Consider the following 23,740-nt stretch of genomic DNA (forward strand, 5'->3'; position numbering starts at 1 on the left):
GGAGGACGTATTGTAAAGGCGCGTGTATGGCAGTGAGCCATACGGTGCGCATTTCGCATTCAGGCTCGTGTTCGGGGTGGCGCGCTCGTATGCGCCGATGCGTGCGTTACGCGTGGGTTACTTGTGCGTTATGTGTGCGCCGAGTTATGCGGCAGCGTCTGCGCGCCGTCACCCAGCGCGCGCTGCATGAGCGTCGTGTCGCGCCACGCGCCGTGCTTGAAGCCAACGGCGCGCAGCGTGCCCACAAGCTCGAAGCCGAGGCGCTCGTGCAGCGCGAGCGAGCCGCCTTTCGGGTCGGCGATCACGGCGATCATCTGCCGCCACGGGCCAGCCTCGCAGCGCGCAATCAGCGCTTCGAGGAGCGTGCGGCCGAGACCGCGTCCGCGAAACGCTTCGTCGATATAGATCGAATCCTCGACGGTATAGCGGTACGCCGCGCGCGGACGATAGGGCGTGGCGTAGCAATAGCCAGCCACCTGGCCGTCGATTTCGGCGACGAGCCACGGCAAGCCTTGCTCGCGCACTGCGGTGTGGCGGCGCAGCAGCTCGTCCTGCGCGGGCGGCTGCTCTTCGAACGAGGCCGCGCCGTGCAGCACGTGATGCGCGTAGATCGCGGCGATGGCGGGGAAGTCGGCGGGCGTGGCGTCGCGCAGCAGCGGCGCGTCGATGCGAGGGGGATTCCGGGATGCATTCATGAGGCGGGCGCGGGTAAGTGAGCGCCGCGCGGGCGATCTGCGCAAAGGCATGAACGGCGCGGCAACGCCGTTCACTATGCCTCGGGTAGGCAGCGAAATGAAGCGCGTCAAAAATGGCGCGCCACGGGCGCCGACGTCAACCGCGCTGCGCCTGCGGCGCGCGAGTCGACGCCGCGGCACGGCGCCCGAAGCGGCGCGCCCCCGCCACGCAGCCGATCACCACGGCCGTCACGGCGATCATCGCGGGCGGCACCGCTTCGTGCAGCAGCAGCGCCGCAAGCACGAAGCCGAAGAACGGCTGCAGCAATTGCAGCTGGCCCACGCCCGCAATGCCGCCGAGCGCGAGGCCGCGATACCAGAACACGAAGCCGATCAGCATGCTGAAAAGCGACACATAGGCGAGCCCCCACCACGAAGCCGCGCTCACCGCCGCGAACGAAGCAGGCAGGAACGCCCACGCGAGCGGCGCCATAACGGGCAGCGAGATCACGAGCGCCCAGCAGATCACCTGCCAGCCGCCGAGACGCCGCGAGAGCCGCGCGCCTTCGGCATAGCCCAGCCCGCAGGCGACGATGGCGGCCAGCATCAGCGCGTCGCCGACGGGCGAGGCGTCCACGCCGTGACGCAGCGCGAACGCGACCACGGCGCCGCTGCCGATCGCCGAGAAGACCCAGAACGCGGGCTGCGGACGCTCGCCGGCGCGCAGCACGCCGAAGATCGCCGTGGCGAGCGGCAAAAGGCCGACGAACACGATCGCGTGCGCCGAGCTCACATGGCGCAGCGCGAGCGCGGTGAGCAGCGGAAAGCCCACCACCACGCCGAGCGCCACGATCACGAGTGGCCAGATCTCGCGCCGCTCGGGCCGGGGCGCGCGCAAGACGAGCAGCAGCAGCGCGCCGAGCGCGCCCGCGAGCGTGGCGCGCGCGCCGGTGAGAAAGAGCGGGTCGAGGCCGAGCACGGCCAGACGCGTGGCGGGCAGCGAGCCGCTGAAGATCAGCACGCCCGCGAGGCCGCAGAGCCAGCCGTCGGTGGTGGAGTCGAGAGATTTGCGCATGAGCCGTGGTCGAAAAGAGCTTGGGCGAATCGGTGCATCATGCGCGAGCAGCGGCGAACCGGTAAGCCAAGGATCAGTACAATATGGACAAACTGTATTGAACACGGAGCAGTACAGATGGAAAACACCCGGCAGACAGGCATCCTCGCGCTGACTCGCGTCGAGCAGGTGATGCAGGCGTTGCGCGAGCGCATCGCCTCGCGCGCGCTGGCGGCGGGCGCGCGCGTGCCGTCGATCCGCATGACGAGCGAGCAGATCGGCGTGTCGAAATCGACGGTGGTGGAGGCGTACGAGCGGCTGGTGGCCGAAGGCACGCTGATTGCCCGGCGCGGCTCCGGCTTTTTCGTGGCGGCGCACGCGCTGCCGGGCGCGCTCGGAGCTTACGGAGCGCCCGGCACATTCGCGGCGCGCGGGCTCTTGGGTTCGGTCGGCGCGGCGGGCCCGCGCCTCGACCGCGAGATCGACCCGCTCTGGCTCACGCGCCAGTCGCTCGAAACCGATGCGCGCGCGCTGCGGCCGGGCTGCGGCTGGCTGCCCGCGTCGTGGCTGCCGCAGGAGGCCGTGCGGCGTGCGCTGCGCGCGATCGCCCGCGATCCGCACGCCCAGCTCACCGACTATGCTTCGCCGCTCGGCCTGCCGGCGCTGCGCCAGCAACTCGCATGGCGGCTCGCGCAGCATGGCGTGGAAGCCGCGCCGGAGCAGATCGTGCTCACCGACGGCGGCAGCCAGGCGCTCGACCTTTTGTGCCGCTTTCTGCTCGAGCCCGGCGATACCGTGGTCGTCGACGACCCGTGCTATTTCAACTTCCAGGCGCTGTTGCGCGTGCATCGCGTGAAGGTCGTGAGCGTGCCGTTCACGCCCACGGGCCCTGATCTCGCGGCGTTCGCGCGCGTGCTCGCCGAGCATCGCCCGCGTCTTTACGTGACCAACTCGGCGACCCACAACCCCACCGGCGCGACGCTCGCGCCCGCGGTTGCGCACCGGCTGCTCAAGCTCGCCGAGGAGCACGACCTGCTGATCGTCGAGGACGATATCTTCGCCGACTTCGAGACCGATCCGGCGCCGCGCCTCGCCGCGTTCGACGGCCTCGGACGCGTGGTGGCCATCGGCAGCTTTTCGAAGACGATGACGGCGGCGGCGCGCTGCGGCTATATCGCGGCGCGCGCGGACTGGATCGAACCGCTCGTCGACCTGAAATTGTCGGTGTCGTTCGGCAATGGGGAACTGGCCGCCGATCTCGTGCAGCGGCTGCTGGTGGACGGCACGTACCGGCGCTATCTGGACGGCTTGCGCGCGAAGCTTGCCGATGCGATGGGCGAGACGCTGCGGCGTCTGGCGGCGGTGGGCATCACGGCGTGGACGCGCCCGCAGGCGGGCATGCTGATATGGGCGCAATTGCCCGGCGGACTAGACGCCGCGCGGGTCGCGCGCGAGGCGCTCGCGCATGGCGTGGTGCTCGCGCCGGGCAACGTCTTCAGTGTGTCTCGCAGCGCGGGCGGGTTCTTGCGCTTCAACGTTTCGCAGTGCAATCGGCCGAAGGTCTACGAAACGGTGCAGCGTGCAATGGAGCGGGCCAGGCACGAGAGCACCGAGCCCGCTTGAATCTGCTTGAATCCGCCAAATCAAGGCTCGTGGCGCAGATACCCTTCCTTGCTCGGGTCGCGCATGCGCCACGACACGATCAGCGAGATCGCGCACAGGGCGGTCACGTACCAATAGAAAGTCGATTCGCTGCCGACCGACTTGAACCACAGCGCCACATACTCGGCCGAGCCGCCGAAGATCGCGTTGGCCACCGCATACGAGAGGCCCACGCCCATCGCGCGCACTTCGGGTGGGAACATCTCCGCCTTGATGAGGCCGCTGATCGACGTGTAGAAGCTCACGATCGCGAGCGCGACCACGATGAGCCCGAACGCCGCGTAGGGGTTCGACACGTCCTTGAGCGCGTGCATGAGCGGCACCGTGCCGAGCACCGAGAAGATGCCGAACAGGATCATCGACATGCGGCGGCCGATCTTGTCGGAAAACGAACCGAACACGGGCTGCAGCAGCATGTACACGAAGAGCGCGGCAGTCATCACGTTGCTGGCGGTTTTCGCGTGCATGCCGGCCGTGTTCACGAGGTACTTCTGCATGTAGGTCGTGAACGTGTAGAAGATCAGCGATCCGCCCGCGGTGAAGCCCACCACGGTGAGGAACGCGCCCTTGTGCTGCCACACGCCGCGAATCGTGCCCGCGTCCTTCTTGTGGCGCGATTCGCTCGTGGAGGTCTCGTCGAGCGACTTGCGCAGATACAGCGAGATCAGCGCGGCGGCCGCGCCCACCACGAACGGAATGCGCCAGCCCCAGGCCTTGAGCTCGGCGGTCGAGAGCGTCTGCTGCAGGATCACGAGCACGAGCAGCGCGCAGAGCTGCCCGCCGATCAGCGTCACGTACTGGAACGAGGCGAAGAAACCGCGCCGGCCCTTGAGCGCGACCTCGCTCATGTAGGTCGCGCTGGTGCCGTACTCGCCGCCCACCGAAAGCCCCTGGAACAGGCGCGCCACGAGCAGCAGCAGCGGTGCGAACGAGCCGATCTGCGCGTAAGTGGGCAGTGCCGCGATGACGAGCGAGCCGCCGCACATCATCAGCACCGAGATCATCATCGCGGCGCGGCGGCCGTGCCGGTCGGCGATGCGGCCGAACAGCCAGCCGCCGATCGGGCGCATCAGGAAGCCGGCCGCGAACACGCCGGCGGTGTTCAGCAACTGCGTCGTGGTGTTGCCGCTGGGGAAGAAGGCGGGCGCGAAATACAGCGCGCAGAACGAGTAGATGTAGAAGTCGAACCACTCGACGAGATTGCCCGAAGAAGCGCCGACAATGGCGAGCACACGTCTCCTGGTGTCGTGCGCGCTGGGCACGGCTAGCTCGGTCTTGACGTTCATGAGTTGGTCTTTTCCTGTAAATGCGCCTGATATTGCACTTTGGGGCACGACGGCGGAGTGAGCGTCGCGTGCGATTGCGTCGTGGTGCGCGCGTCGCCCTGTCAGGCGTGCGGCTACAGGATTTTAGCCAATCGTAATATTTTTTCCAGAAAACGTAAGCAATGCGGTAAGCAAGACGTGCCGCTCAAGGATGCTTGCGCAGCGGCACGTCGCGTAGCAGCCAGGCCAGCGCGAACGCCAGCACGACCACGCACGCAGCCGAAAAATAAACCGTGTGCAGCGCACCCGCGAAGGCCTCGAGATACTGGACGCGCACCGTGTCTGGCAGATGATGGATCGCATCGGGCGTGAGCGGCTGGGGCAGTTCGACGCCGCTCGCGAGCAGGGAAGCGAGGCGCGCGCTCAGGCCATGCGAGAACACCGCGCCGAACGCGGCCACGCCCACCGAGCCGCCAATCGAGCGAAACAGCGTCGCGCCCGAAGTGGCCACGCCCATGTGCCTGAACGCGACGGTGTTCTGCACCGCGAGAATCAGCACTTGCATCACCATGCCGAGCCCGCAACCGAGCAGTCCCATATAGAGATACATGCGCGCGAGCGGCGTTTCGATGTGTAGTTGCGCGAGCAACATCATCGCGGCGGCCACGAGCGCGGTGCCCACAATTGGAAACACGCGGTACTTGCCGATCTTGCTGATGATCCGGCCCGAGATGACCGACATCGTCAGCACGCCGCCCATCATCGGCAACATTTGCATGCCGGCTTCCGAAGGCGTCGAGCCCTTCACGACCTGCAGATAGAGCGGCAGGAACGTGACCGAGCCGAACAGCGAAACGCCCACGATAAAGCCGATCAGGCTCGACAGCACGAAGGTGCGCTCGCGAAAGAGTTCGAGCGGCATGATGGGCTCGAGGGCATGCTTCTCCTCGTGGATGAACCCCGCCACCGACACCGCGCCGAGCACCAGCGTGAGCCACAGTTGCGGCGAACTCCACGGCAGCAGCGAGCCGCCCTCGCTCGTGAAGAGGATCAGGCAGGTGAGAGCGGCGGCAAGCCACGCCGCGCCCATATAGTCGATCACGTGCTTCACGTGCGCGACGCGCGGCTTGAACACGGCGCCGATCACGGCGAGCGCCACCGCGCCCAGCGGCAGATTGATGTAGAAGATCCAGCGCCACGAGAGGTGCTCGACGAGAAAGCCGCCGAGCAGCGGCCCGACCACCGTGGCGAGGCCGAACACGCCGCCGAACAGGCCTTGGTACTTGCCGCGCTGCGCAGGAGAAATGACGTCGCCGATGGCGGCCATCGTCACGACCATGAGACCGCCGCCGCCCACGCCCTGGAGTGCGCGCAGCGCGATGAGCTGCGCCATGTTTTGCGCCACGCCGCATAGCGCGGAACCGATGAGGAAAATGACGATGGCCGCCTGCAGCACGATCTTGCGGCCGTACAGGTCGCCGAGCTTGCCGTAGAGCGGCACCACGATGGTGGACGTGAGCAGATAGGCGGTCACGACCCACGAGAGCCGGTCGAGCCCGCCCAGCTCGCCGACGATGGTAGGCAGCGCCGTCGACACGATGGTCTGGTCGAGCGCGGCAAGCAGCATGACGAGCAGCAGCGCGGGAAACAGCAGCCGGATCGGCGGATGCCCGGCGGTCGCGGACCGGACGACGTCTTGTGCGGTGTCTTGCATGGGGGAGCCATCGGGGAAGTTCGGCGGCGCCCGAACGCGTCAGGCACCGCTTTCGATCTTGAAATTAATTAACTTGAAAATTAATATTAGGATAATTCTTGATGGTCGTCAAAACCTGAAAACGTGAGCGTAATCCGATGAAAGAGTCCGGCTCGCGGGCGGCGTCCCCGCACGCCCATCCATCCGTTGCTGCAACGGGCGGCACGCCTGCTGCCAGCCCTGCCGCCGGCAAGTCCGCGCCGCGCCGGCCTGGCCGCCCGAGCGGCGGCCAGGCCGGCGCCGGGCAGCGCGAGCGTCTGATTGCCGTGGCGCTCGCGCTGTTCGCGCGGCAGGGCATCGTCGATACGACGCTGGCCGCGATCGCACGCGAGGCCGGTGTTACGCCGGCAATGGTGCACTATTATTTCAAGACCCGCGACCAGCTCATCGACGTGATCATCGACGAGCGTTTCGTGCCGTTGCGCTCGGCCATGGGCGGCTGGCTCGAAGCCTGGCCCGACGACCCCGTGGCCGCGCTCACGGCGCTCACGCAGCGCTTCGTGGAGGTGGGGCAGACGCACCCGTGGTTCGCGCCGCTGTGGGTGCGCGAGGTGATCAGCGAGGGCGGTTTGCTGCGCCAGCGCATGCGCGAGCGCTACGGCGACGAGCACCAGCGCGCCGCGCACGAAGCGATCGAGCGCTGGCAGCGCGAAGGCAAGCTCAACGCGGCGCTGGAGCCTTCGTTGCTGTTCCAGTCGCTGCTCGGGCTGACGCTGCTGCCCCTCGCCACCGCGCAGGTGTGGCGCGACGACCTGGTGCCGCGGCGCGTGGGCGCCGAGGAGATCGCGCGCCACGCCGTGGCGCTCATCACGCAGGGCATCCGGCCCGCTTAGCCCGCAAGCCGGCGCGAGGGCAACTCATCGCCGCATAGCGGCATTTGTTCGATCGAGGTTCATTCTGACTTCCGCACACTCCGCTCATGCTCCCGTCGTCGTCTGGTTCCGCGACGATCTGCGCCTCGCCGATCACCCCGCGCTGGCCCGTGCGGCCGCCACGGGACGGCCGCTGATCTGCCTCTATATTCATGATCCCCAAGCGGCCGGCGAACGAGCGCCCGGGGGCGCGGCGCGCTGGTGGCTGCACGAAACGCTGGCCGCGCTCGACGCGGCGCTGCGCGAGCGCGGCGGCCGGCTCCTGCTGATGCAAGGCGCCGAGAGCGAGGCGCTGCAGGCATGCGTCGCGGCGAGCGGCGCGGCCTGCGTCTTCTGGAACCGACGCTACGGCGGCCAGGAGCGCGACGGCGATGCGCGCCTGAAGGCGGGGCTGCGCGAGCGCGGGCTGACGGCCGAGAGCTTCAACGCAACGCTCCTTTATGAGCCGTGGACGGTGCTCAACCAGGCCGGCGAGCCCTTCCAGGTGTTTTCGGCCTGGTGGCGTGCGTGCCGGCGCGCCGGCGATCCGCCGTTGCCGGGCAGCGCACCGCAACGGTGGAATTTTCAATCGCTACCGGCACGTCTTGCCCGGCTCGCATCCACGCTCGACGATCTCGGCCTTGCTCCGCGCAAGCCCGACTGGGCCGCAGGCCTGCGCGAAGCGTGGCCGGCGGGCGAGGAGGCCGCGCTCGAACGTCTGCGCGCGTTTTTCTCCGACGATTTCGAGGCCTACGCAGGCGAGCGCGACGCGCCGGATCTCGCGGCAACCAGCCGCCTGTCGCCGTATTTGCGCGTGGGCGCGCTCTCGCCGCGCCAACTGTATGCAGCGCTGCGGGCCGCGCAATCCGACGGCGCGGCGGGCTCGTCCGCGCGCCGCGAAGCCAGCGCGGAAAAATTCGCCAGCGAGCTGGGATGGCGGGAGTTCTGCTACTACCAGCGCTACCACTACCCCGATCTGGCACGGCGCAACCTGCGTCCGGCATTCGATGCCATGCCCTGGCGCCGCGATGCCCGCGGCCTGCACGCTTGGCAGCGCGGCCTGACGGGCTACCCATTCGTCGACGCCGGCATGCGCGAGCTGTGGCGCACCGGCTGGATGCACAACCGCGTGCGCATGGTGACCGCCTCGTTCGCGACCAAGCATCTGCTGCTGGACTGGCGCGCAGGCGAGCAGTGGTTCTGGGACACCCTCGTCGATGCCGACCCGGCCAGCAACCCGGCCAACTGGCAGTGGGTCGCCGGCTCGGGCGTCGACGCCGCGCCATACTTTCGCATCTTCAATCCCGTATTGCAGGGTCAGAAGTTCGACCCGCGCGGCGCGTATGTCAGGAAATGGGTGCCCGAGCTTGCGTTGCTGCCCGACCGGCTGATCCATCAGCCCTGGAAGGCGAGCGCGCAAGAGCTGGCGGCGGCCGGCGTGCGGCTTGGCGTGGATTATCCGCATCCGTTGGTGGCGCATGAGGCGGCGCGCGAGCGGGCGCTCGAGGCGTTCGCGAAAACCGGCAAGGCGCAAGGCAAGCCGGCGCGGCTGTCATCGGCTTGACGCCGACTGCGGCTATCGTGCGCGTCGCATCGTTGAACGCGCGGCATCGGGATTGCTCTAATTGGGCGATCGGGCACGTTGCCCGTAGTGTGTTGCCCGCTGCGTGCCGCGCGCCCATTGCGCCGCGCGGCACGCGAAACAGACAGAATGGCACTCAAGCAAACACAATGAACGCAGTACACAAGCTCGACCAGACGACCATCGTGCTGGTCGAAGACGACCCGCAAAGCCGGGACTCCCTGACCTCGCTGCTGGAATCCGAAGGGGCCAGGGTCGTGGCGGTGGAGGACGCGGAAACGGGTATCGAAGCGGCGCTGAGCCTGCTGCCCGACGCCGTGGTCTGCGACCTGGACCTGCCCGCGATGGACGGCTTCTACCTGATCCAGCGACTGCGCGATCATGAGATCCGCGGCGATCATGCCCCGGTTGTGGCGGTGGCGCTCACGGGCCATACCGACGAAAGCTGGCGTCTGCGCAGCATCGGCGAGGGCTTTCAGCACTTCATGACCAAGCCGGCACGGCCCGAGGCGCTGGTGGCGCTGCTGAGCGACGCAATCGACGCGCGCCAGATGCCCTGACAAGTGCTTTCGCGACGCCGGGTGGTGGTCCGGCGCCGGTCAGGCTCGAGGTCAAGGTCTCCTGGTGCCGCTTCAGGGCTGTGCGGCGGCCTGCGTGCGTTCGGCGGCCGTTTCGGCAGTTGCCGCATCGGCGGTCTGGCATTGCGCGCAGACGCCCTTGAGCTCGATGCCGTCGCCGGAGAGGCGGTAACCCGCCGCTTCTATTTGCGCGACCAGCGCCTGGCGAAGCTTGGGCTCGTGGAGTTCCGTGACGTTGCCGCATTGCTGGCACACCACGAGAATGCCGTGCTGGCATTGCGTGAGGTCGTGGCAGACGGCAAACGCGTTGATCGACTCGATGCGGTGGATGAGCCCCGCTGTTAGCAGGAAGTCGAGGGCGCGATAAACCGTGGGCGGTGCCGATCCCGGATGGATCTGGCGCATTTCGTCGAGCAGCGAATAGGCTTTGGTGGCGCGGCCCGAGGCGAGCAGCAACTCGAGCACCTTGCGGCGGATTGGCGTGAGTTTCTCGCCGCGCTCGCGGCAGTAGGTCTCGGCCATCGCAAGCGCGTTTTCGAGCGGTGCGCCTGCAATACCCGCAACCCCGCCCGCAACTCCGTTCACGCCACCCGCGCCGTGACCGTGATCGTGCGCCTCGTGAGCGCGATCGTGATCAAGCGGATGATCGTGCGCGTGGCCGTGCGAGGCCGCGGCGCTGATGGACGGTTTGGCTGTCTTCATGCTGCGATTATACGGGGCGCGTCGCGCGTGCGCCGGCGCGCCCCGAGACGGCTCAGGTCAGCGGCAGATCGATGTACTTGCGAAAGCCCTGGCGCTGCGCGAGGCGCTGATACCAGCGCTCGAGATTCGGCAGCGCGGGCCGCTCGATGCCTTCGAGCCCGAACCAGCGCCGCGCGTACGCGCCCAGCACGATGTCGGCGAGTGAGAAGCGCTCGTTCTCGAGGAAGAAGCGGCCTTGCAGATGGCGGTCGAGCAGCGTCCACAACGCGGCCACGTTTTGCACATCGGCTTCGATCTTTGCGGGGTCGCGCTTTTCCGGCGGCGTGCGCACGAGCGCGAGAAAGAGCGGCCGCTCGGCGGGCGCGAGCGTGCCGATCGACCAGTCGAGCCAGCGCTCGATCGAGGCGCGCACCTTCGGGTCGGTGGGGTAGAGCAGGCTCGAGGGGCCGTATTCCATCGCCAGATAACGGACGATCGCGTTCGATTCCCACAGCACGAAACTGCCGTCCGCAAGGGTCGGAATCTTGCCGTTCGGATTCATCGCGAGGTAGGACGGGTCGTCGAGATGGCCGAACTGGCCGCCCGCGTCGATACGTTCGAACGGCAGCACGAGTTCGTCGCAACACCACAGCACTTTCTGGACGTTCACCGAATTGGCGCGTCCCCAGATCTTGATCATCCGGCGCTTTCTCCTTTGCCGCAAAGATAGCAACGATACACGATCCGGGCGCAACGAGAGGGGCTGCCAGTGGCATGACCCGCCGAAAGACATCTTTAGCGTCACCGCGGAGTCTGCAACGCTGCTGGGTGACATTTGTGCATTGATCGAGGCATCGCGCCAGCGCGCAGTCCAGGCAGTCAATGCGGAGTTGACCCTGCTGTTCTCGGCCAGCGCATTGATACGGAAGTCATGGCAGTGCAGCGGGCACAGTTGCAAATCGGGCAACGCAGGGGCGTCAGCGATTAAGCTTGTTCGCACATGCGCCCGGCCTCATCCGTAGAATAGCCGCAGCCCACTCAACCCACGCCCACCCCGAGTCAGGCCGAACCCGGCCGAACCCGGCCCAACCCGACTCACCGCGCGACGAGAACCGCCCATGGCTCGCATTGTCCCCGACGACTGGCAGCATCTGGAAGCGACCGGCGCGGCCGCGCGCGAACGCGAGACGCTCGCGCTGTTCGAGCGCGGTCTGCCCGCTGGCTACACCGTCTACCACGGCGTGCACTGGACGCGCATCGTGGAAGGGTTCTCCGTGTTCGGCGAAGCGGACTTCGTGATCGTGAGCCCGTCCGGGCGCGCGCTGATCGTCGAGCAACGCACCGGCTTTCTGCGCGAGACGAAAAACGGTCTCGTGAAGGCGTATCTGCAAACCGAGCGCAATGTCGCGGTCGGGCTCGCGCGCACGGTGGAACGATTGCACCGGCGCTTCACGGCCGCGTTCGGCGCGGGCAACTACGGTCTCGAAGCGCTCTTTTACTGTCCCGACCACGTGGTGCGCGAGCCGGCGATCGCGGGCGTGCAGCCCTCCCGCATCGTCGACGCCACGCGCAAGTCGCAGCTCGCGGCCATCGTGCGCGAGGCGTTGCCCGCCGACGAGCCGCGCCTGCCGAGCGCCGCGAAGATCCATCATTTTCTCGCCGACGAGCTCTCGCTCACCCCCGACGCGAGCGCGCTGGTGGGCACGGCTGGCACGCTTGTCACGCGTCTGGCGGGCGGGCTCGCCAGCTGGGCGCGGCGCCTCGAGTTCGAGCCGTTTCGCCTGCGCGTGATCGGCACGGCCGGCTCGGGCAAGACGCAGCTCGCGTTGCAGGTGATGAAGGACACCGTCGCGCGCGGCGCGCGCACGCTCTATGTGTGCTTCAACCGGCCGCTCGCCGATCACATAGCGAAGGTCGCGCCGCCCGAGGCGAAAGTGGCCAACTACCATCAGCTATGCGACTGGGTTTCGCGCGACAGCGGCCACGTACCCGACTTCGAGGGCGCCAATGTCTTCGACGATCTGGAGCGGCGTTTCGCGCAGGCGCCCGTCGACGCGCGCTGGCAGTTCGACGTGGTGATCGTCGACGAGGGCCAGGATTTCCAGCCGGCATGGGTCGATGCGCTCGCGCGGCTGCTGCGGCCCGGCGCGGCGTGGTGGTGGCTCGAAGACCCGTTGCAGAACCTCTATGTGCGCGAGCCGGTGGCCTTGCCAGGCTGGACCGTGCTGCGCGAGACCACCAATTACCGCAGTCCGCGCGACATCCTCGCGTTTCTGCGCGAGGCGGCGGGTGAGGCCGCGCCCGCGCTCGCGCAACTGGTTGCGGGCAGCCCGTTCGACGGTTCGGAGGTCACGTTTGCCGTATGGGACGAGCGCGCCGAGCAAGGCGCTGCGCTCGCGCAGGAGAGCGCCGTGGCGGCGGCGACCAAGCGCGCCATCACCCAGGCGCTCTCGTTCGGCTTTCGCAAGCAGGACATCGTGGTGCTGTCGTTCCGGGGCCGCGAGCACTCGCACTTCACGGCGCTCGACCACCTGGGGCCGCACCGGCTGCGCAGCTTCACGGGGCAATACGACCTGTTCGGCAATCCGCAGTATCGCGACGGCGACGTGCTGGTCGATTCGATCTATCGCTTCAAGGGGCAGTCGGCGCCCTGTGTGATCCTCACCGATGTCGACTTCGAGACGCTCGACGAGCGCACCGCGCGCAAGCTTTTCGTGGGCGCGACGCGGGCGACGATGAAGCTGATCGTGGTGGCGTCGGCGCGCGCCGCGCGGGCGATAGGGCATGATCCGGCGGCGTCCGGCGAGCGCGCCGGGCCGGGCGGGAGGCGCGAGGCACGCGCGCAATAGCGGCGCGGGAAAAGCCGGCAGCGGCTGCGCGCGGGAAGGAGCCGGAGCGCCGCGCGCCTCAACCCCAGGCCGAAGCGCCGATCAGCGTGCCCACGCGCACCTGGGCATTCCACCAGATCACGCGCAACAGCGGCGCGCGCCGCGCGATATAGATGGCCTGCACCGGATCGCTCTCAATGAAATGCGTCACGCCGCAGCGCACCGCGGCTGCGGCCTTGTGCCCGGCCGCGCCCGAAGGCGTGTCGTCGTGCTCGCCCGGGGCGCGCATCATCAGCTCCAGATGCCCGAAGCCGTGCCGGTCGAGCCAGGCCTGGGTGCGCTCGCGATCGATCTCGGGGCGTCCCGTGATGATTGCGCGCGCATGCTTCAGATCGATGTCGGGGATGCGCTCGAGCGGCAGCAGCGCATCGCGCTCGGCGAGCGCCGCCTCGAGATCCTCGTCGTAGCGCGAGAGCGGAATGTCAGGCAGGAGAATGCCGTCTAGGTCGATCGCATAGACCGTGTAGTCGTGATCGTTGGCCATGCCCGTGCCTTCGCGCACGCCGTCGCGCGTCCAGTCGGCGCGGTATCGGTCGGTGTAGGCCTGGCGCTCCCACGGGAACAGCGCGAAATAGCCGCTCGCGTCGATCGAATAGTCGGGGCGCAGGCGGCTCAGGTCGTCGTAGGCGCCGGTGAGCGTGCGCACCACGAGGCCGTGCTCGCGCAGGAATGCAATGCAGTCGACGAGTGTGTGGCCGCGTCCTGCAATGTCCTCGCACACCAGCACTTTCGAGCCGGGCTCGGGCATGGGCAGCGTGGAATCCCAGCGCACTTCGCGCGTTTCACGCGAGTAGCGCAGGAACGCGACGTTCGCGCCGGTTGCGTGCGAAACCATCAGCGCGAGCGGCGCGCCGCCGCGCAGGATGCCGACGACCGCGGCGAAATCCTCCTCGATCAGCAACGGCTGCAGCGATTCGACCCAATGGTCGAGCTGTTCGTAAGTGAGCGGGACGACGGGCTTGTTCATGGAATGGCAGTGCGAGGACGGTCCGTTGCGCCGCGCCGCCGCGCGCTGCGGGAGCATGCACGGGAGAACCGGATGGCGAACGAGACACCTATGGCTGGATCAATGTTTGACGATATTATGCCTATGCTTGCCAGCTCATGCAGACCGGCGCGGTGCGAGCCACGCAAAGGCACAAGCAGGCACAAGCAGGCACAAGCAGGCACAAGCAGGCGCGAAGGGCCGGATCGTCAGGCCGGCGCATGACCGCACCATGAATTTGCGCAAGGGGAGCAAGAGCGATGCAGGAACCCGTTGTCGTGCAAGACGGCTGGCAAGAGCGCAGGGAGGAGCGCAGGCCGGCCGGCCGGCTCGCCTCCCTCGAACGCAGGCGCTTCACGGCCGCGCTCGCGGGATGGCTGGCGGCCGCGGCCGCCCCGCCCCGGCTTGCGCTGGCGGCCCCGGGCGATTCGCTCCAGCTCGACGTGAACGGCGAGGTGCGCGCGACCAACAACGCCGCGCACACCGCATGGCACTTCAGCGCCGAGGCGCTGCTCAAGCTGCCGCCGCATTCGATCGTGACGTCGACCACCTGGACGCCGCGCTCGACCTTCACGGGCCCGCTGCTCTCGGACGTGCTCAGCATCGTGGGCGCTTACGGCAGCCAGATCGAGATCCACACCATCGACGACTATACCTGCGTCGTGCCCGTTTCCGATGCCACGCGCTACGGCGCGGTGCTGGCCTACGAGATGAACGGCCAGCGCCTGAAGGTGAGCAATTTCGGCCCGCTGTTCCTGGTCTATCCGCGCGACCAGTTCCCGCAGGAGCTCGACGGCGCGGCGGGCGACGCCAAGTTCGCCTGGCAGATCGTTTCGATGACCATCAAGCAGTGAGAGGGTGATGCGACGTCCGTTGCGGCGCATGCTGCATGTGTTGATCTGGATTGCCGCGCTGGCGCCGCCGGTGGTGGCCGTGGGCTACCTGCTCTACGCGAACCTGCTCAATCCCAACGTGGTGCAGCGCCTGACCGGCAGCTACGACGGCCTCTACTGGGACGCCGCGCAGATGCAGATCGCCTACGCGCGCTTCGAGAGCCAGTTGCTGATCTACGCCGATGGCCTCGACCGCGACCTCGACAAGGTGCGGCTGCGCTACGAAGTCCTGCAATCGAAGCTCAACGTGATGAAGGGCTCGACGCGCGAGCTCGCGGGCAAGCCCGACCTCATGCGGCGCCAGCACGACGACCTTGCCGCGATCGACGTCGCCATTGCGCCGTTCGACGCCGAGATCGACACGCTCGCCGACAACCCCGAACGCGCCGTGCCCATGCTGATGGCGCTCGACACGCACTGGACCCAGGTGACCGATCTCGCGCTGAACCGGCGTTTTGCCGACGTGACCGAGCGCGAGGGCATGCGGCGCGACTTCATCGCCAAGCGCCGCGATCTGTTCGCGGCGGGCATCGTGCTGCTGATGCTGTCGGCGGCTGCGGGGGTGCTGCTCGTGATGAACGGCTACCGGCGCACGCGCCTGATCCGGCAGCAGCACGCGGCGCTCGAGGCGGAGGCCCAGGCGAGCCGCGCCGCGCGCGAGGCAAGCATGGCCAAGGACGCGTTTCTCGGCATGATCAGCCACGAATTGCGCACGCCGCTCCATGCGATCGTGTCGTCGATCGAACTGCTCGGCTTCAACTCGCACTCCGAGGCGGACAGCAAGGTGATCCAGCGGCTCGAAACCGCCGCGCGCCAGCTCGAAGCGCAAATGCGGGACCTTACCGACTACGCGCGCCTCGGCGCGGGCAAGCTCGAATTGCGCCAGGAAGCGTTCGACGTGCGCGAGCTTCTTCAGTCGATCGTCGACGAAAACGAGCAGGCCGCGCGGGTTCGCGGTCTGGCGTTCGAGCATGCCTGCCACGGCCTGCATCAGACGCTCGTGGCCGATCCACACCGCATTCGCCAGATCGCCAACAATCTCGTGACCAACGCGATCCGCTATACCGAGCGCGGCTCGGTGTGCATCGAGTTCGTCACCGGCAGCGTGACGCCGGGCAGTGCGCCGGGCAGTGCGCCGGGCAGTGCGCCGGGCAGTGCGCCAGGCGGCGTGCCGCTCGCGCAAACGTTAGCGATCATCGTGAGCGACACCGGGGCGGGCGTATCCGCCGCGCAGATTCCGCTCATCTTCAAGGAGTTCACGCAGCTCGACACCTCGAGCACGCGCCGCTACGAAGGCGCGGGCATGGGGCTGGCGATCGTGCGCGGGCTCGTCGACCTGTTCGGCGGCACGATCGACACCGATAGCCGGGTGGGAAAGGGCACGACCTTCACGGTGACGATACCCGTCACGGCGGTTGCCGCGCCGCTAGCCGAGGTGGCCGCGCCGCAAACTCATGACAAGGCGCAGCAGCAGGTGCTGGTCGTGGACGACAACCCGCTCGTGCGCGAGTCGCTCTGCGAGATGGTTGCGCATATGGGCTACGCGGCGCTCGCCGCCGCCGACACGGACAGCGCGCTGGGCCGCCTCGACGAGGCGCAGTGCGAAGTCGTGCTGCTCGATCTGCACATGCCGGGGCGCGACGGCTACGCATTCGTGGCCGAGTTGCAGGCGCGCGAGGGCGCGGGTGGGGACGGGAGCGAGGAGATGAGCGGCAGCGGCGGGCGCACGCGCGTGATCGCCGTGAGCGCCGACGTGGCTGCGCTCGCGGCTACCGCCGCCGACAGCAGCAATCCGTTCTTCGATCTGCTGCCCAAGCCGGTGCACTACGAAGTGCTGCGCAAGACGCTGCTGCGCGCGTTCAATGCGCGGCCCGTTCCAGCAGCCGCGGGCGGCGCGAGCGCGGCTGGCCAGCCAATGGAGCAGACGCAGCGGCCGACGCAGGATGGGGCAACTGAAGTGGTGAGCCGCGGCGTCAGCCTCGATTGAGCCGCTTGGAAAGATCGGCGACGAGAATCGCCATGCGCGCGGGTTTTTCATAGCACGCCACGTTGTAGTGACGCACCACCTGACTGATCTCCGACTCGCTCGCCTTGCCCGTCAGCAATTCGCCCGTCAGCACGAAGATGGGCGCGTCGGGGTTCTCGGAGGCGCGCACCTGGCGAATGGCGCCGGCGGAAGTCTGGCTGCCGAACAGCCAGTCGATCACCACGCCGTCGAACACGTTGTGCTCCAGCGCCTGCTCGAACGCGGCGAGGCCATACAGCGCGTGCGCCGCATAGCCGCTGTGCTCGAGATAATCGCGCAGGTTGTCTGCGGAGGCCTGGTCGTCGTCCACCACGGCGATGAGCGGCTTGTCGGACTCGGCGCGGCGCGGATAGATCTCGATCTTGTGGACTTCGCGCGCGTTCTGGTACAGCGCGCCGTCGGGGCGCACCACGCGCCACTGGCCCTGCTTCTCGTAGGCGACGAAGTCCGGGCGGCTGCCCGGCTCCACGGGCGCGCCAATCCAGGCCGTGCAGGCGAGCTCCACGGCGCTCACGCATAGCAGCGCTTCCTGCGCGCTCGCGCCCACCGTGCCGGGGTCGAGCAGCTGCGCGCCGAATAACTGCCCGGCGGGCTCGTCGAACGCCTCGGCGACTTTCTTGATTTGCGCGAGCGTCCACGGGCTATTGCCGCGCAGCTTGCGATGCCCTTGCGAAAAGCTCAGGTCGAGAATCCGGCACAGCTCCGTCGTTTGCTGACGTTTGCCGATGCCATGACGGCTCATCAACTCGCGGACGCGTTGCGCGACCGCGGCCGAGTCGGTTGAAGCTTCAAGGTTCGACATGCTGCAAATGGGGGAAGGATCGAGGGGCGGTTTAGACTAATTATCTCGTGTCGCGACGCGGCGTCACAAACGAATAATTCTGACAGAACGCCGGTGCGCAGAATATTCTAAATGCATAATTTTACAATTACGCAAGTCCGTAATCGTCAACATCCGGTGATGAGTCGATATCCCTTGCAACGAGTGTTCCCGGTGCACGCCAGTTCGACCTGCAGCGCCCTCAAGCCGGCTGCAGTCCCTCCAGCAACTGCCGCACGCGGGACAGATCGCGATTGATCGTGCCGGCGTCCTCGAACAGCGCGGCGAGCCAGTCGACGAAGATGCGCACGCGCGGCGAGATCTGGCGTGACTTCACGAACGCCACCGAGACCGGCGTGGGCAGCGGCTTCCATTGCGGCAGCACTTCGACGAGCGCGCCGCTGTCGAGATACGGCTGCGCCGCGAGCAGCGGCGGCTGGATCAGCCCGTAGCCCTGCAGCCCGCAGGTGAGGTAGGCGAACTCGTCGGAGACGTGCACGAAGCCGTCCACCTTTACCTTGGTCGCGCTGCCGTCCACTTCGAAATCGAACTCGAACGGGCGGCCCGTGAACGGCGATAGAAAATTCACCACGGGGTGCCGCGCGAGGTCATCGAGCGACTGCGGCGCGCCGTGGCGCGCGAGATACGCGGGACTCGCGCAGGTCACGTGCTCGAGCACGCCGAGGCGGCGCGCCGCGAGCCCCGAATCGGGCAATTCGCCGAGCTGGATGCTGCAATCCACGCCTTCGCCGACGAGGTCGACATTGCGCAGGCTCACGCCGATCACGAGATCGATTTGCGGATAGCGCGCGTGAAAGTCGTCGAGCGCGGGCAGCACGATCGCGTTGGCGATCAGGCCCGGCATCTCCACGCGCAGGCGGCCGCCGATCGCGCCGGGCGACTGGCGCACGCTGGCTTCGGCATCGTCGATGTCGGCGAGGATCTGCGCGGCGCGCTCGTAGTACGCCGCGCCTTCGGGCGTGAGCGAAAGACGGCGCGTCGTGCGCACGAGCAATTGCGTGCCGAGCAGCGCTTCGAGGCTCTGCATCAGCGTGGTCGCGCTGGCGCGCGGCATGTCGAGCGATTGGGCGGCTTTGGTGAAGCTGTTGGTATCGACGATGCGAACGAAGGTGCGCATCGCCTGAATGCGGTCGATCACGGGCGAGCTCCTGGTTAACGGGAATAAGCGGGAAAAAAACCGGCAAAAACACGCCAGGCAACGAACTCAAACGGCTGGAACGAAATCCGCGCCACGGCACGAAGCAGCGCAAAGCGGCTATAGCGGTTTCAGGGCGGCGCGCCTCGCGCGAGGCGGCGCCGCTCGACTACGCGAGGCTGGGAAAAGCAGGCCTCGGTGCAACGGCACGAAGGGAGCTGGGTGGGCCGTCAGGAACGGACGGCCCGGCGGGAACAGGCGTTGTGTCAGGCGTAAGAGGTCACTTACTGGCGCAGCGAATCGATGTCGATCACGAAGCGGTACTTCACATCGCTCTTGAGCATGCGCTCGTAAGCGTGATTGATGTCCTGCATCTTGATCATTTCGATATCGGACGTAATGCCATGCTGTCCGCAAAAATCCAGCATTTCCTGCGTTTGCGCGATGCCGCCGATCAGCGAGCCCGCCAGACGGCGGCGCTTGAAGATCAGGTTGAACACCTGTGGCGACGGGTGATCGTGCTCGGGCGCGCCCACGAGAGTCAGCGTGCCGTCGCGCTTGAGCAGCTCGATGAACGGGTTCAGGTCGTGCTGCGCGGCCACCGTGTTGACGATCAGATCGAAGCTGTTGGCGTGCGCTCGCATCTGCTCCGGGTCTTTCGAAATCACGACTTCGTCCGCGCCGAGTCGTTTGCCGTCTTCGATCTTCGAGGGCGAGGTGGTGAACAGCACCACCTGCGCGCCCATCGCGTGCGCGAGCTTCACGCCCATGTGACCGAGACCGCCGAGCCCCACGATGCCGACTTTCTTGCCCGGGCCCGCGCCCCATGTGCGCAGCGGCGAATACGTGGTGATGCCCGCGCACAGGAGCGGCGCCGCGCCCGCCGGGTCGAGGTTCTCGGGTACGCGCAGCACGAAGGCTTCGTCGACCACGAGTTGCGTGGAATAGCCGCCGTAAGTGAGCTCGCCGCTCACGCGGTCGATGCCGTTATAGGTGCCCACGAAACCGTTCTCGCAATACTGTTCGAGGCCTTCGGCGCAGCTCGCGCAGGTGCGGCACGAGTCGACCAGGCAGCCGACGCCCACGAGCTCGCCCACCTTGAAGCGCGTGACGCCCTTGCCCACTTCCGTCACGCGGCCGACGATCTCGTGGCCCGGCACGACCGGGTAAAGCGTGTTGCGCCATTCGTTGCGGGCCTGGTGGAGGTCCGAGTGGCACACGCCGCAGAACTGCACGTCGATGCGCACGTCGAGTTCGCGCAGGTCGCGGCGCTGGAATTCGAACGGGGCGAGCGGCGAGGCGGCATCGCGGGCGGCATATCCGTAAGTGGCGTACATAGGCTGGCTCCTGAGGCTGAACTGACTTGCTGAATTAGCAAGCCGTGCGGACGCAAATACCGGTTCGCAGCGCGTGAGGAAGCGCTGGATCAATGGGTGTTGCGGCAGGGTTCCCATGCTAAGGATCGCGCTCTACCCAGGGAATACCTGAAGCTATCGAAGACTTGCCTGATTCTCCTGGTGCGCAGCACGAGCGTGCGTTCGGTGATAGATTGGCAAGCCTGTTTCTCCGCTTCTATCGATGAATTCAGGAGCGCTACTGTCATGAAAAGTCCACAAACCGACGACGTCACGCAAAGCCGCATCGTCGAGCTGCTACTGCAACTCACGCAGCGCGACGGCGTGCATCCCACTGCGATCGACTGCGTGCGCCTGTTGCGCGGCAGCGAGAGCCATCCGCGCAGGCCGGTGATGTACGAGCCGAGCATCGTGATCGTGTGCCAGGGCCGCAAGCGCGGCTTTCTTGGCGACCAGGTGTTCATCTACGATGCGCAGCAATACCTCGTGCTCTCGGTGCCGCTGCCATTCGAGTGCGAGACCGAGGCCACGCCCGAGAAGCCGATTCTTGCGATTTCGATTCGCGTCGATCTGACCATGGTGGCCGAGCTGCTGATGGCGCTCAACGACACCCGCGGCAGCGCCGTGGCGGAGCCGGTGGGCATCTACGCGACGCCGCTCGACGCGACGCTTTCGAATGCCGTGCTGCGTCTTGTCGAAGCGCTCGCGCAGCCGAGTGACGCGCGCATTCTCGGCACGTCGATCGTGCGCGAGATCTGCTATCGCGTGCTGACCGGCGAGCAGGGCGACGCGATCCGCGCGGCGCTCACGCATCAGCATCATTTCGGCCGCATCGCGAAGGCGCTGCGCCGCATCCACGTCGATTATCGCGGCGACCTCGACGTGGAGACGCTGGCCGCCGAGGCGGGCATGAGCCTCGCGGTTTTTCATGCGCACTTCAAAGCCGTTACCTCGACCTCGCCGATGCAGTACGTGAAGACCACGCGGCTGCATCAGGCGCGGCTGTTGATCACGCACGACGGCATGAGTGTGAGCGCGGCGGCCACGCGCGTGGGCTACGAAAGCGCCTCGCAGTTCAGCCGCGAGTTCAAGCGCCTGTTCGGCTGCAGTCCCGCCGACGACATGCGCCGCGCACGCAACGTTGCCGAAGCCGCCGCGCCGCGCGTGGAAGCGGCGGCGCGCTACGCCGGCGCTGCGGTGTGAGTGAGTGAGTGCTGTGCCGGCCGATCAATCTGTATGTGCGCTGGCCCACGTCCCGAGGACAATCTCCACTGTGGCGGCCCTTCGCGCATTCATGCATGCCGTATCATTGCTCGTTGAGCGATGAGGCTTCGCTCGCCGCCTTGCGCGCGGTGCGCGGCCGGTCGACTTTTTCCGCCCCGGCGCCCTGACACGTCATACATGCAAACATTGATCGAGGCATTGCAAGCCACTGCCGACCTCGTGGTGAACCACTTCTATGAGGAACTGGCGCGCTTGCCCAAGTCCCGGCGCATCCTCGAAATGCTGTCGGCGCAGGAGCTTGCGGATCTCAAGGAGCGGCAGGTGCAGAACCTCCGCGCGCTCGCCCAGCCGAACCTGAACGCGCAGGAGCACGCCGCCATGGCGATGCGCATCGGGCGCATTCACGCGATCGTCGGGCTCGGCAAGGAAGAACTCGTGCGCAGCCGGGGCATCCTTCAAGAACTCGTCTACAAGCAGATCGGGCGCAGCGTGAGCAGCCAGGCGCTTTCGCTCTACGCGCGCCGCCTCACCTCGGACACCGCCTGGCAGCTCAAGGCCTATCAGGCGGTGGAGGATTCGCAGCAGGAGGTGCTTCAGCGCATCACCCGCATCGTCTGGGCGGCGGGCAGCTATACGCATTTCATCGACCAGGTGATCGGCGCGCTTGCAGCCCACGACGAGGTGGCCGCGTGCGCGATCGGCCGTCCCGACCGGGACGGCATCTTCCACTTCGAGGCCGGCGCGGGCGGCAGCGGCCCGGACGGCGGCGGCTTGCTCGCGTCGCTGGCGTCGCAGGGGCTCGATATCAGCGTGCGCGCCGACCACGCGTGCGGCCAGGGCGCGGTGGGGCGCGCGTGGCGCAGTGGCAAAGCCGAGCGCGTGGTGAACTATCAGACCGATCCGCTCGTCGCGCCCTGGCGCGAGATGACGGCGCGCGAGGGCTTGCGCTCTGCCGTCGCGCTGCCGCTTGCCACAGCCGGCCAGCCGCCGATCGCGATCCTGATGCTCTTCAGCGCCTGGCCCGGCGGTTTCGTCGGCCCGGACCAGGTGGCTTTCGTCGAGTTATTGCAGACGCTGCTCGGCTGCGCGGTCACGCGTTTGCAGACCCACGAGGGCATGCACGGCGCCGCCGTGCCGGTGAGCGTGCGCCAGCATTGGGCCGCGCTCGTGCGCACCGGCGCGCTGGAGATGCACTACCAGCCGCTGCTGAATCTCGCAACGGACCGTTGCGGCAAGGTGGAGGCGCTGGCACGCCTGCGCGACGGCGAACGGCTGCTCACCCCCGACGAATTTCTGTTTTCGCTGGCCTCCGACGATCTGCTCGAACTGTTCGCGCGCGGACTGCATCAGGCGCTCGCCGACCGCCGCCAGTGGCTCGCGGCGGGGCACGACCTGGATATATCGATCAACCTGCCGCCGGCCGCGCTCAACGACATCCGCTACTTCGAGGCAACCCGCGAGGCGCTTCAGGGCCACGCTTGCCCGAGCGCGCGGCTCACGCTCGAAGTTCTGGAGACCGAATCATTCACGCTGGACGACGGGCGGCGCTCGATTCTCGCGAAGTTTCGCACGCTGGGCGTGCTGCTCGCGCAGGACGATCTGGGCTCGGGGCATAGCGGGCTCGCGCGGCTGCGCGAACTGCCGTTCGACTGGATCAAGATCGACCGCGAGATCGCCCAGATCGATGGCGACGCGGCGCTCGACGCGCTGCGCGTGGTGTATCAGGTCACGCGTCTGGGCCACGCGCTGGGCAAGCTCGTGCTCGCGGAAGGCGTCGATTCGGCGGATCTGCTGGCCGCGCTCGCGATACTCGGCGTGGATGGCGCACAGGGCTACGTGATCGCGCGGCCCATGCCGGCCGCGCAATTGCCTGGCTGGATCGAAGGCGCGAATGCGCATGGAGCGTGTGATGCGTGTGGCGCGCGCGACAAGCCTGCCGCAACGGCGGGCGACAGCGTGCTGGCCCGGCTTGCGCGCTTCGTGGTGTGGGAGGACCGTGTGCTGCTGATTGCGGGCGCGCCCGGCGCGGTGCGCGATCGCTTGAGAGCCTCCGGGTTTGTCCCGCCCACGCCGCTGGCCGAAGAACTCCTGGGTCTCGGCGACGTGCTTCCAGCGAGTGAGGCACGCGACGCGCTTCAGCTCGATTTGCTGCGCGCCCTGCTGGACGGCGGCCGCGAAAGCGATGCATGGCGCACCGCGCTCGATCGCCTCAAGAGCGCGATCGCCGCGACGGCGCACGCAACCCCGCCCACTGAACCGGCGCCCTCGCACACACACTGAGCGAGCGGCGCCT

At 67.4% G+C, this 23,740-nt stretch carries 19 protein-coding genes; 9 read left to right on the forward strand and 10 right to left on the reverse strand.

The annotated features are described in order from the left end of the window. Nucleotides 1-128: 128 nt before the first annotated feature. Both P5W99_RS17865 and P5W99_RS17870 read right to left on the reverse strand, forming a co-directional pair. Nucleotides 129-695 (reverse strand): GNAT family N-acetyltransferase, encoded by a 567-nt coding sequence (locus tag P5W99_RS17865; protein ID WP_421026514.1) that lies wholly within the window; start codon nucleotides 693-695, stop codon nucleotides 129-131. A gap of 136 nt (nucleotides 696-831) precedes the next feature. Beyond that, a complete protein-coding gene (locus tag P5W99_RS17870; RefSeq protein ID WP_421026515.1) occupies nucleotides 832-1,749 on the reverse strand; it encodes a DMT family transporter in 918 nt (305 codons plus the stop codon). A gap of 117 nt (nucleotides 1,750-1,866) precedes the next feature. Between P5W99_RS17870 and P5W99_RS17875 the strand changes: the two genes are divergently transcribed. Then, nucleotides 1,867-3,351, forward strand: a complete 1,485-nt coding sequence (locus P5W99_RS17875) for a PLP-dependent aminotransferase family protein (RefSeq protein WP_421026516.1) — start codon at nucleotides 1,867-1,869, stop codon at nucleotides 3,349-3,351. Nucleotides 3,352-3,371: 20 nt separating this feature from the next. Here P5W99_RS17875 and P5W99_RS17880 read toward each other — a convergent pair whose 3' ends face one another. Both P5W99_RS17880 and P5W99_RS17885 read right to left on the reverse strand, forming a co-directional pair. After that, nucleotides 3,372-4,676 (reverse strand): MFS family transporter, encoded by a 1,305-nt coding sequence (locus P5W99_RS17880; RefSeq protein WP_421026517.1) that lies wholly within the window; start codon nucleotides 4,674-4,676, stop codon nucleotides 3,372-3,374. Between the two features lie 184 nt (nucleotides 4,677-4,860). Then, the gene (locus P5W99_RS17885) at nucleotides 4,861-6,369 is read right to left on the reverse strand and encodes an MDR family MFS transporter (protein WP_421026518.1); all 1,509 of its coding nucleotides are present in this window, start codon (nucleotides 6,367-6,369) and stop codon (nucleotides 4,861-4,863) included. 137 nt (nucleotides 6,370-6,506) lie between these two features. Between P5W99_RS17885 and P5W99_RS17890 the strand changes: the two genes are divergently transcribed. The 3 genes from P5W99_RS17890 (at nucleotide 6,507) to P5W99_RS17900 (ending at nucleotide 9,401) form a co-directional block, all read left to right on the forward strand. After that, nucleotides 6,507-7,241 carry a TetR/AcrR family transcriptional regulator gene (locus P5W99_RS17890; RefSeq protein ID WP_421026519.1) on the forward strand — a complete coding sequence of 245 codons (735 nt, stop codon included), beginning with the start codon at nucleotides 6,507-6,509 and terminating at the stop codon, nucleotides 7,239-7,241. Between the two features lie 61 nt (nucleotides 7,242-7,302). After that, nucleotides 7,303-8,823 carry a cryptochrome/photolyase family protein gene (locus tag P5W99_RS17895; RefSeq protein WP_421027062.1) on the forward strand — a complete coding sequence of 507 codons (1,521 nt, stop codon included), beginning with the start codon at nucleotides 7,303-7,305 and terminating at the stop codon, nucleotides 8,821-8,823. Nucleotides 8,824-8,990: 167 nt separating this feature from the next. Next, the gene (locus tag P5W99_RS17900) at nucleotides 8,991-9,401 is read left to right on the forward strand and encodes a response regulator (protein ID WP_035533084.1); all 411 of its coding nucleotides are present in this window, start codon (nucleotides 8,991-8,993) and stop codon (nucleotides 9,399-9,401) included. A 72-nt stretch (nucleotides 9,402-9,473) separates the two neighbouring features. Here the strand turns inward: P5W99_RS17900 and P5W99_RS17905 are convergent, their stop codons facing one another. Both P5W99_RS17905 and P5W99_RS17910 read right to left on the reverse strand, forming a co-directional pair. Next, nucleotides 9,474-10,121 carry a Fur family transcriptional regulator gene (locus P5W99_RS17905; RefSeq protein WP_421026520.1) on the reverse strand — a complete coding sequence of 216 codons (648 nt, stop codon included), beginning with the start codon at nucleotides 10,119-10,121 and terminating at the stop codon, nucleotides 9,474-9,476. A gap of 52 nt (nucleotides 10,122-10,173) precedes the next feature. After that, nucleotides 10,174-10,800, reverse strand: coding sequence for a glutathione S-transferase family protein (locus P5W99_RS17910; protein ID WP_421026521.1), 627 nt, complete (start codon nucleotides 10,798-10,800; stop codon nucleotides 10,174-10,176). Between the two features lie 418 nt (nucleotides 10,801-11,218). Here P5W99_RS17910 and P5W99_RS17915 point away from each other — a divergent pair, with 418 nt between their 5' ends. Next, nucleotides 11,219-12,949, forward strand: a complete 1,731-nt coding sequence (locus P5W99_RS17915; protein ID WP_434664074.1) for an ATP-binding domain-containing protein — start codon at nucleotides 11,219-11,221, stop codon at nucleotides 12,947-12,949. Between the two features lie 58 nt (nucleotides 12,950-13,007). Here the strand turns inward: P5W99_RS17915 and P5W99_RS17920 are convergent, their stop codons facing one another. Then, nucleotides 13,008-13,955, reverse strand: coding sequence for a phosphoribosyltransferase (locus P5W99_RS17920; RefSeq protein WP_421026523.1), 948 nt, complete (start codon nucleotides 13,953-13,955; stop codon nucleotides 13,008-13,010). A gap of 278 nt (nucleotides 13,956-14,233) precedes the next feature. On the opposite strand from P5W99_RS17920, the gene P5W99_RS17925 reads away from it, so the two are divergent. Both P5W99_RS17925 and P5W99_RS17930 read left to right on the forward strand, forming a co-directional pair. After that, the gene (locus P5W99_RS17925; RefSeq protein ID WP_421026524.1) at nucleotides 14,234-14,827 is read left to right on the forward strand and encodes a molybdopterin-dependent oxidoreductase; all 594 of its coding nucleotides are present in this window, start codon (nucleotides 14,234-14,236) and stop codon (nucleotides 14,825-14,827) included. A 7-nt stretch (nucleotides 14,828-14,834) separates the two neighbouring features. After that, nucleotides 14,835-16,853 carry an ATP-binding response regulator gene (locus tag P5W99_RS17930; RefSeq protein ID WP_434664078.1) on the forward strand — a complete coding sequence of 673 codons (2,019 nt, stop codon included), beginning with the start codon at nucleotides 14,835-14,837 and terminating at the stop codon, nucleotides 16,851-16,853. On the opposite strand, the gene P5W99_RS17935 is transcribed toward P5W99_RS17930, so the two are convergent. The 3 genes from P5W99_RS17935 to P5W99_RS17945 form a co-directional block, all read right to left on the reverse strand. After that, nucleotides 16,840-17,694 (reverse strand): helix-turn-helix domain-containing protein, encoded by an 855-nt coding sequence (locus tag P5W99_RS17935; RefSeq protein ID WP_421026526.1) that lies wholly within the window; start codon nucleotides 17,692-17,694, stop codon nucleotides 16,840-16,842. The genes P5W99_RS17930 and P5W99_RS17935 overlap by 14 nt on opposite strands. Nucleotides 17,695-17,914: 220 nt before the next feature. Continuing rightward, entirely contained in the window at nucleotides 17,915-18,871 is a 957-nt protein-coding gene (locus P5W99_RS17940) for a LysR family transcriptional regulator (RefSeq protein WP_421026527.1), read from the reverse strand. A 281-nt stretch (nucleotides 18,872-19,152) separates the two neighbouring features. After that, a complete protein-coding gene (locus P5W99_RS17945; protein WP_421026528.1) occupies nucleotides 19,153-20,205 on the reverse strand; it encodes an NAD(P)-dependent alcohol dehydrogenase in 1,053 nt (350 codons plus the stop codon). Nucleotides 20,206-20,469: 264 nt separating this feature from the next. Between P5W99_RS17945 and P5W99_RS17950 the strand changes: the two genes are divergently transcribed. Next, nucleotides 20,470-21,426 carry an AraC family transcriptional regulator gene (locus P5W99_RS17950; RefSeq protein ID WP_421026529.1) on the forward strand — a complete coding sequence of 319 codons (957 nt, stop codon included), beginning with the start codon at nucleotides 20,470-20,472 and terminating at the stop codon, nucleotides 21,424-21,426. Nucleotides 21,427-21,624: 198 nt separating this feature from the next. Then, nucleotides 21,625-23,727 carry an EAL domain-containing protein gene (locus P5W99_RS17955; protein ID WP_421026530.1) on the forward strand — a complete coding sequence of 701 codons (2,103 nt, stop codon included), beginning with the start codon at nucleotides 21,625-21,627 and terminating at the stop codon, nucleotides 23,725-23,727. Nucleotides 23,728-23,740 lie beyond the last annotated feature (13 nt).

Source organism: Paraburkholderia sp. A3BS-1L, assembly GCF_051125215.1.
In the GTDB taxonomy this organism is placed as follows: domain Bacteria; phylum Pseudomonadota; class Gammaproteobacteria; order Burkholderiales; family Burkholderiaceae; genus Paraburkholderia.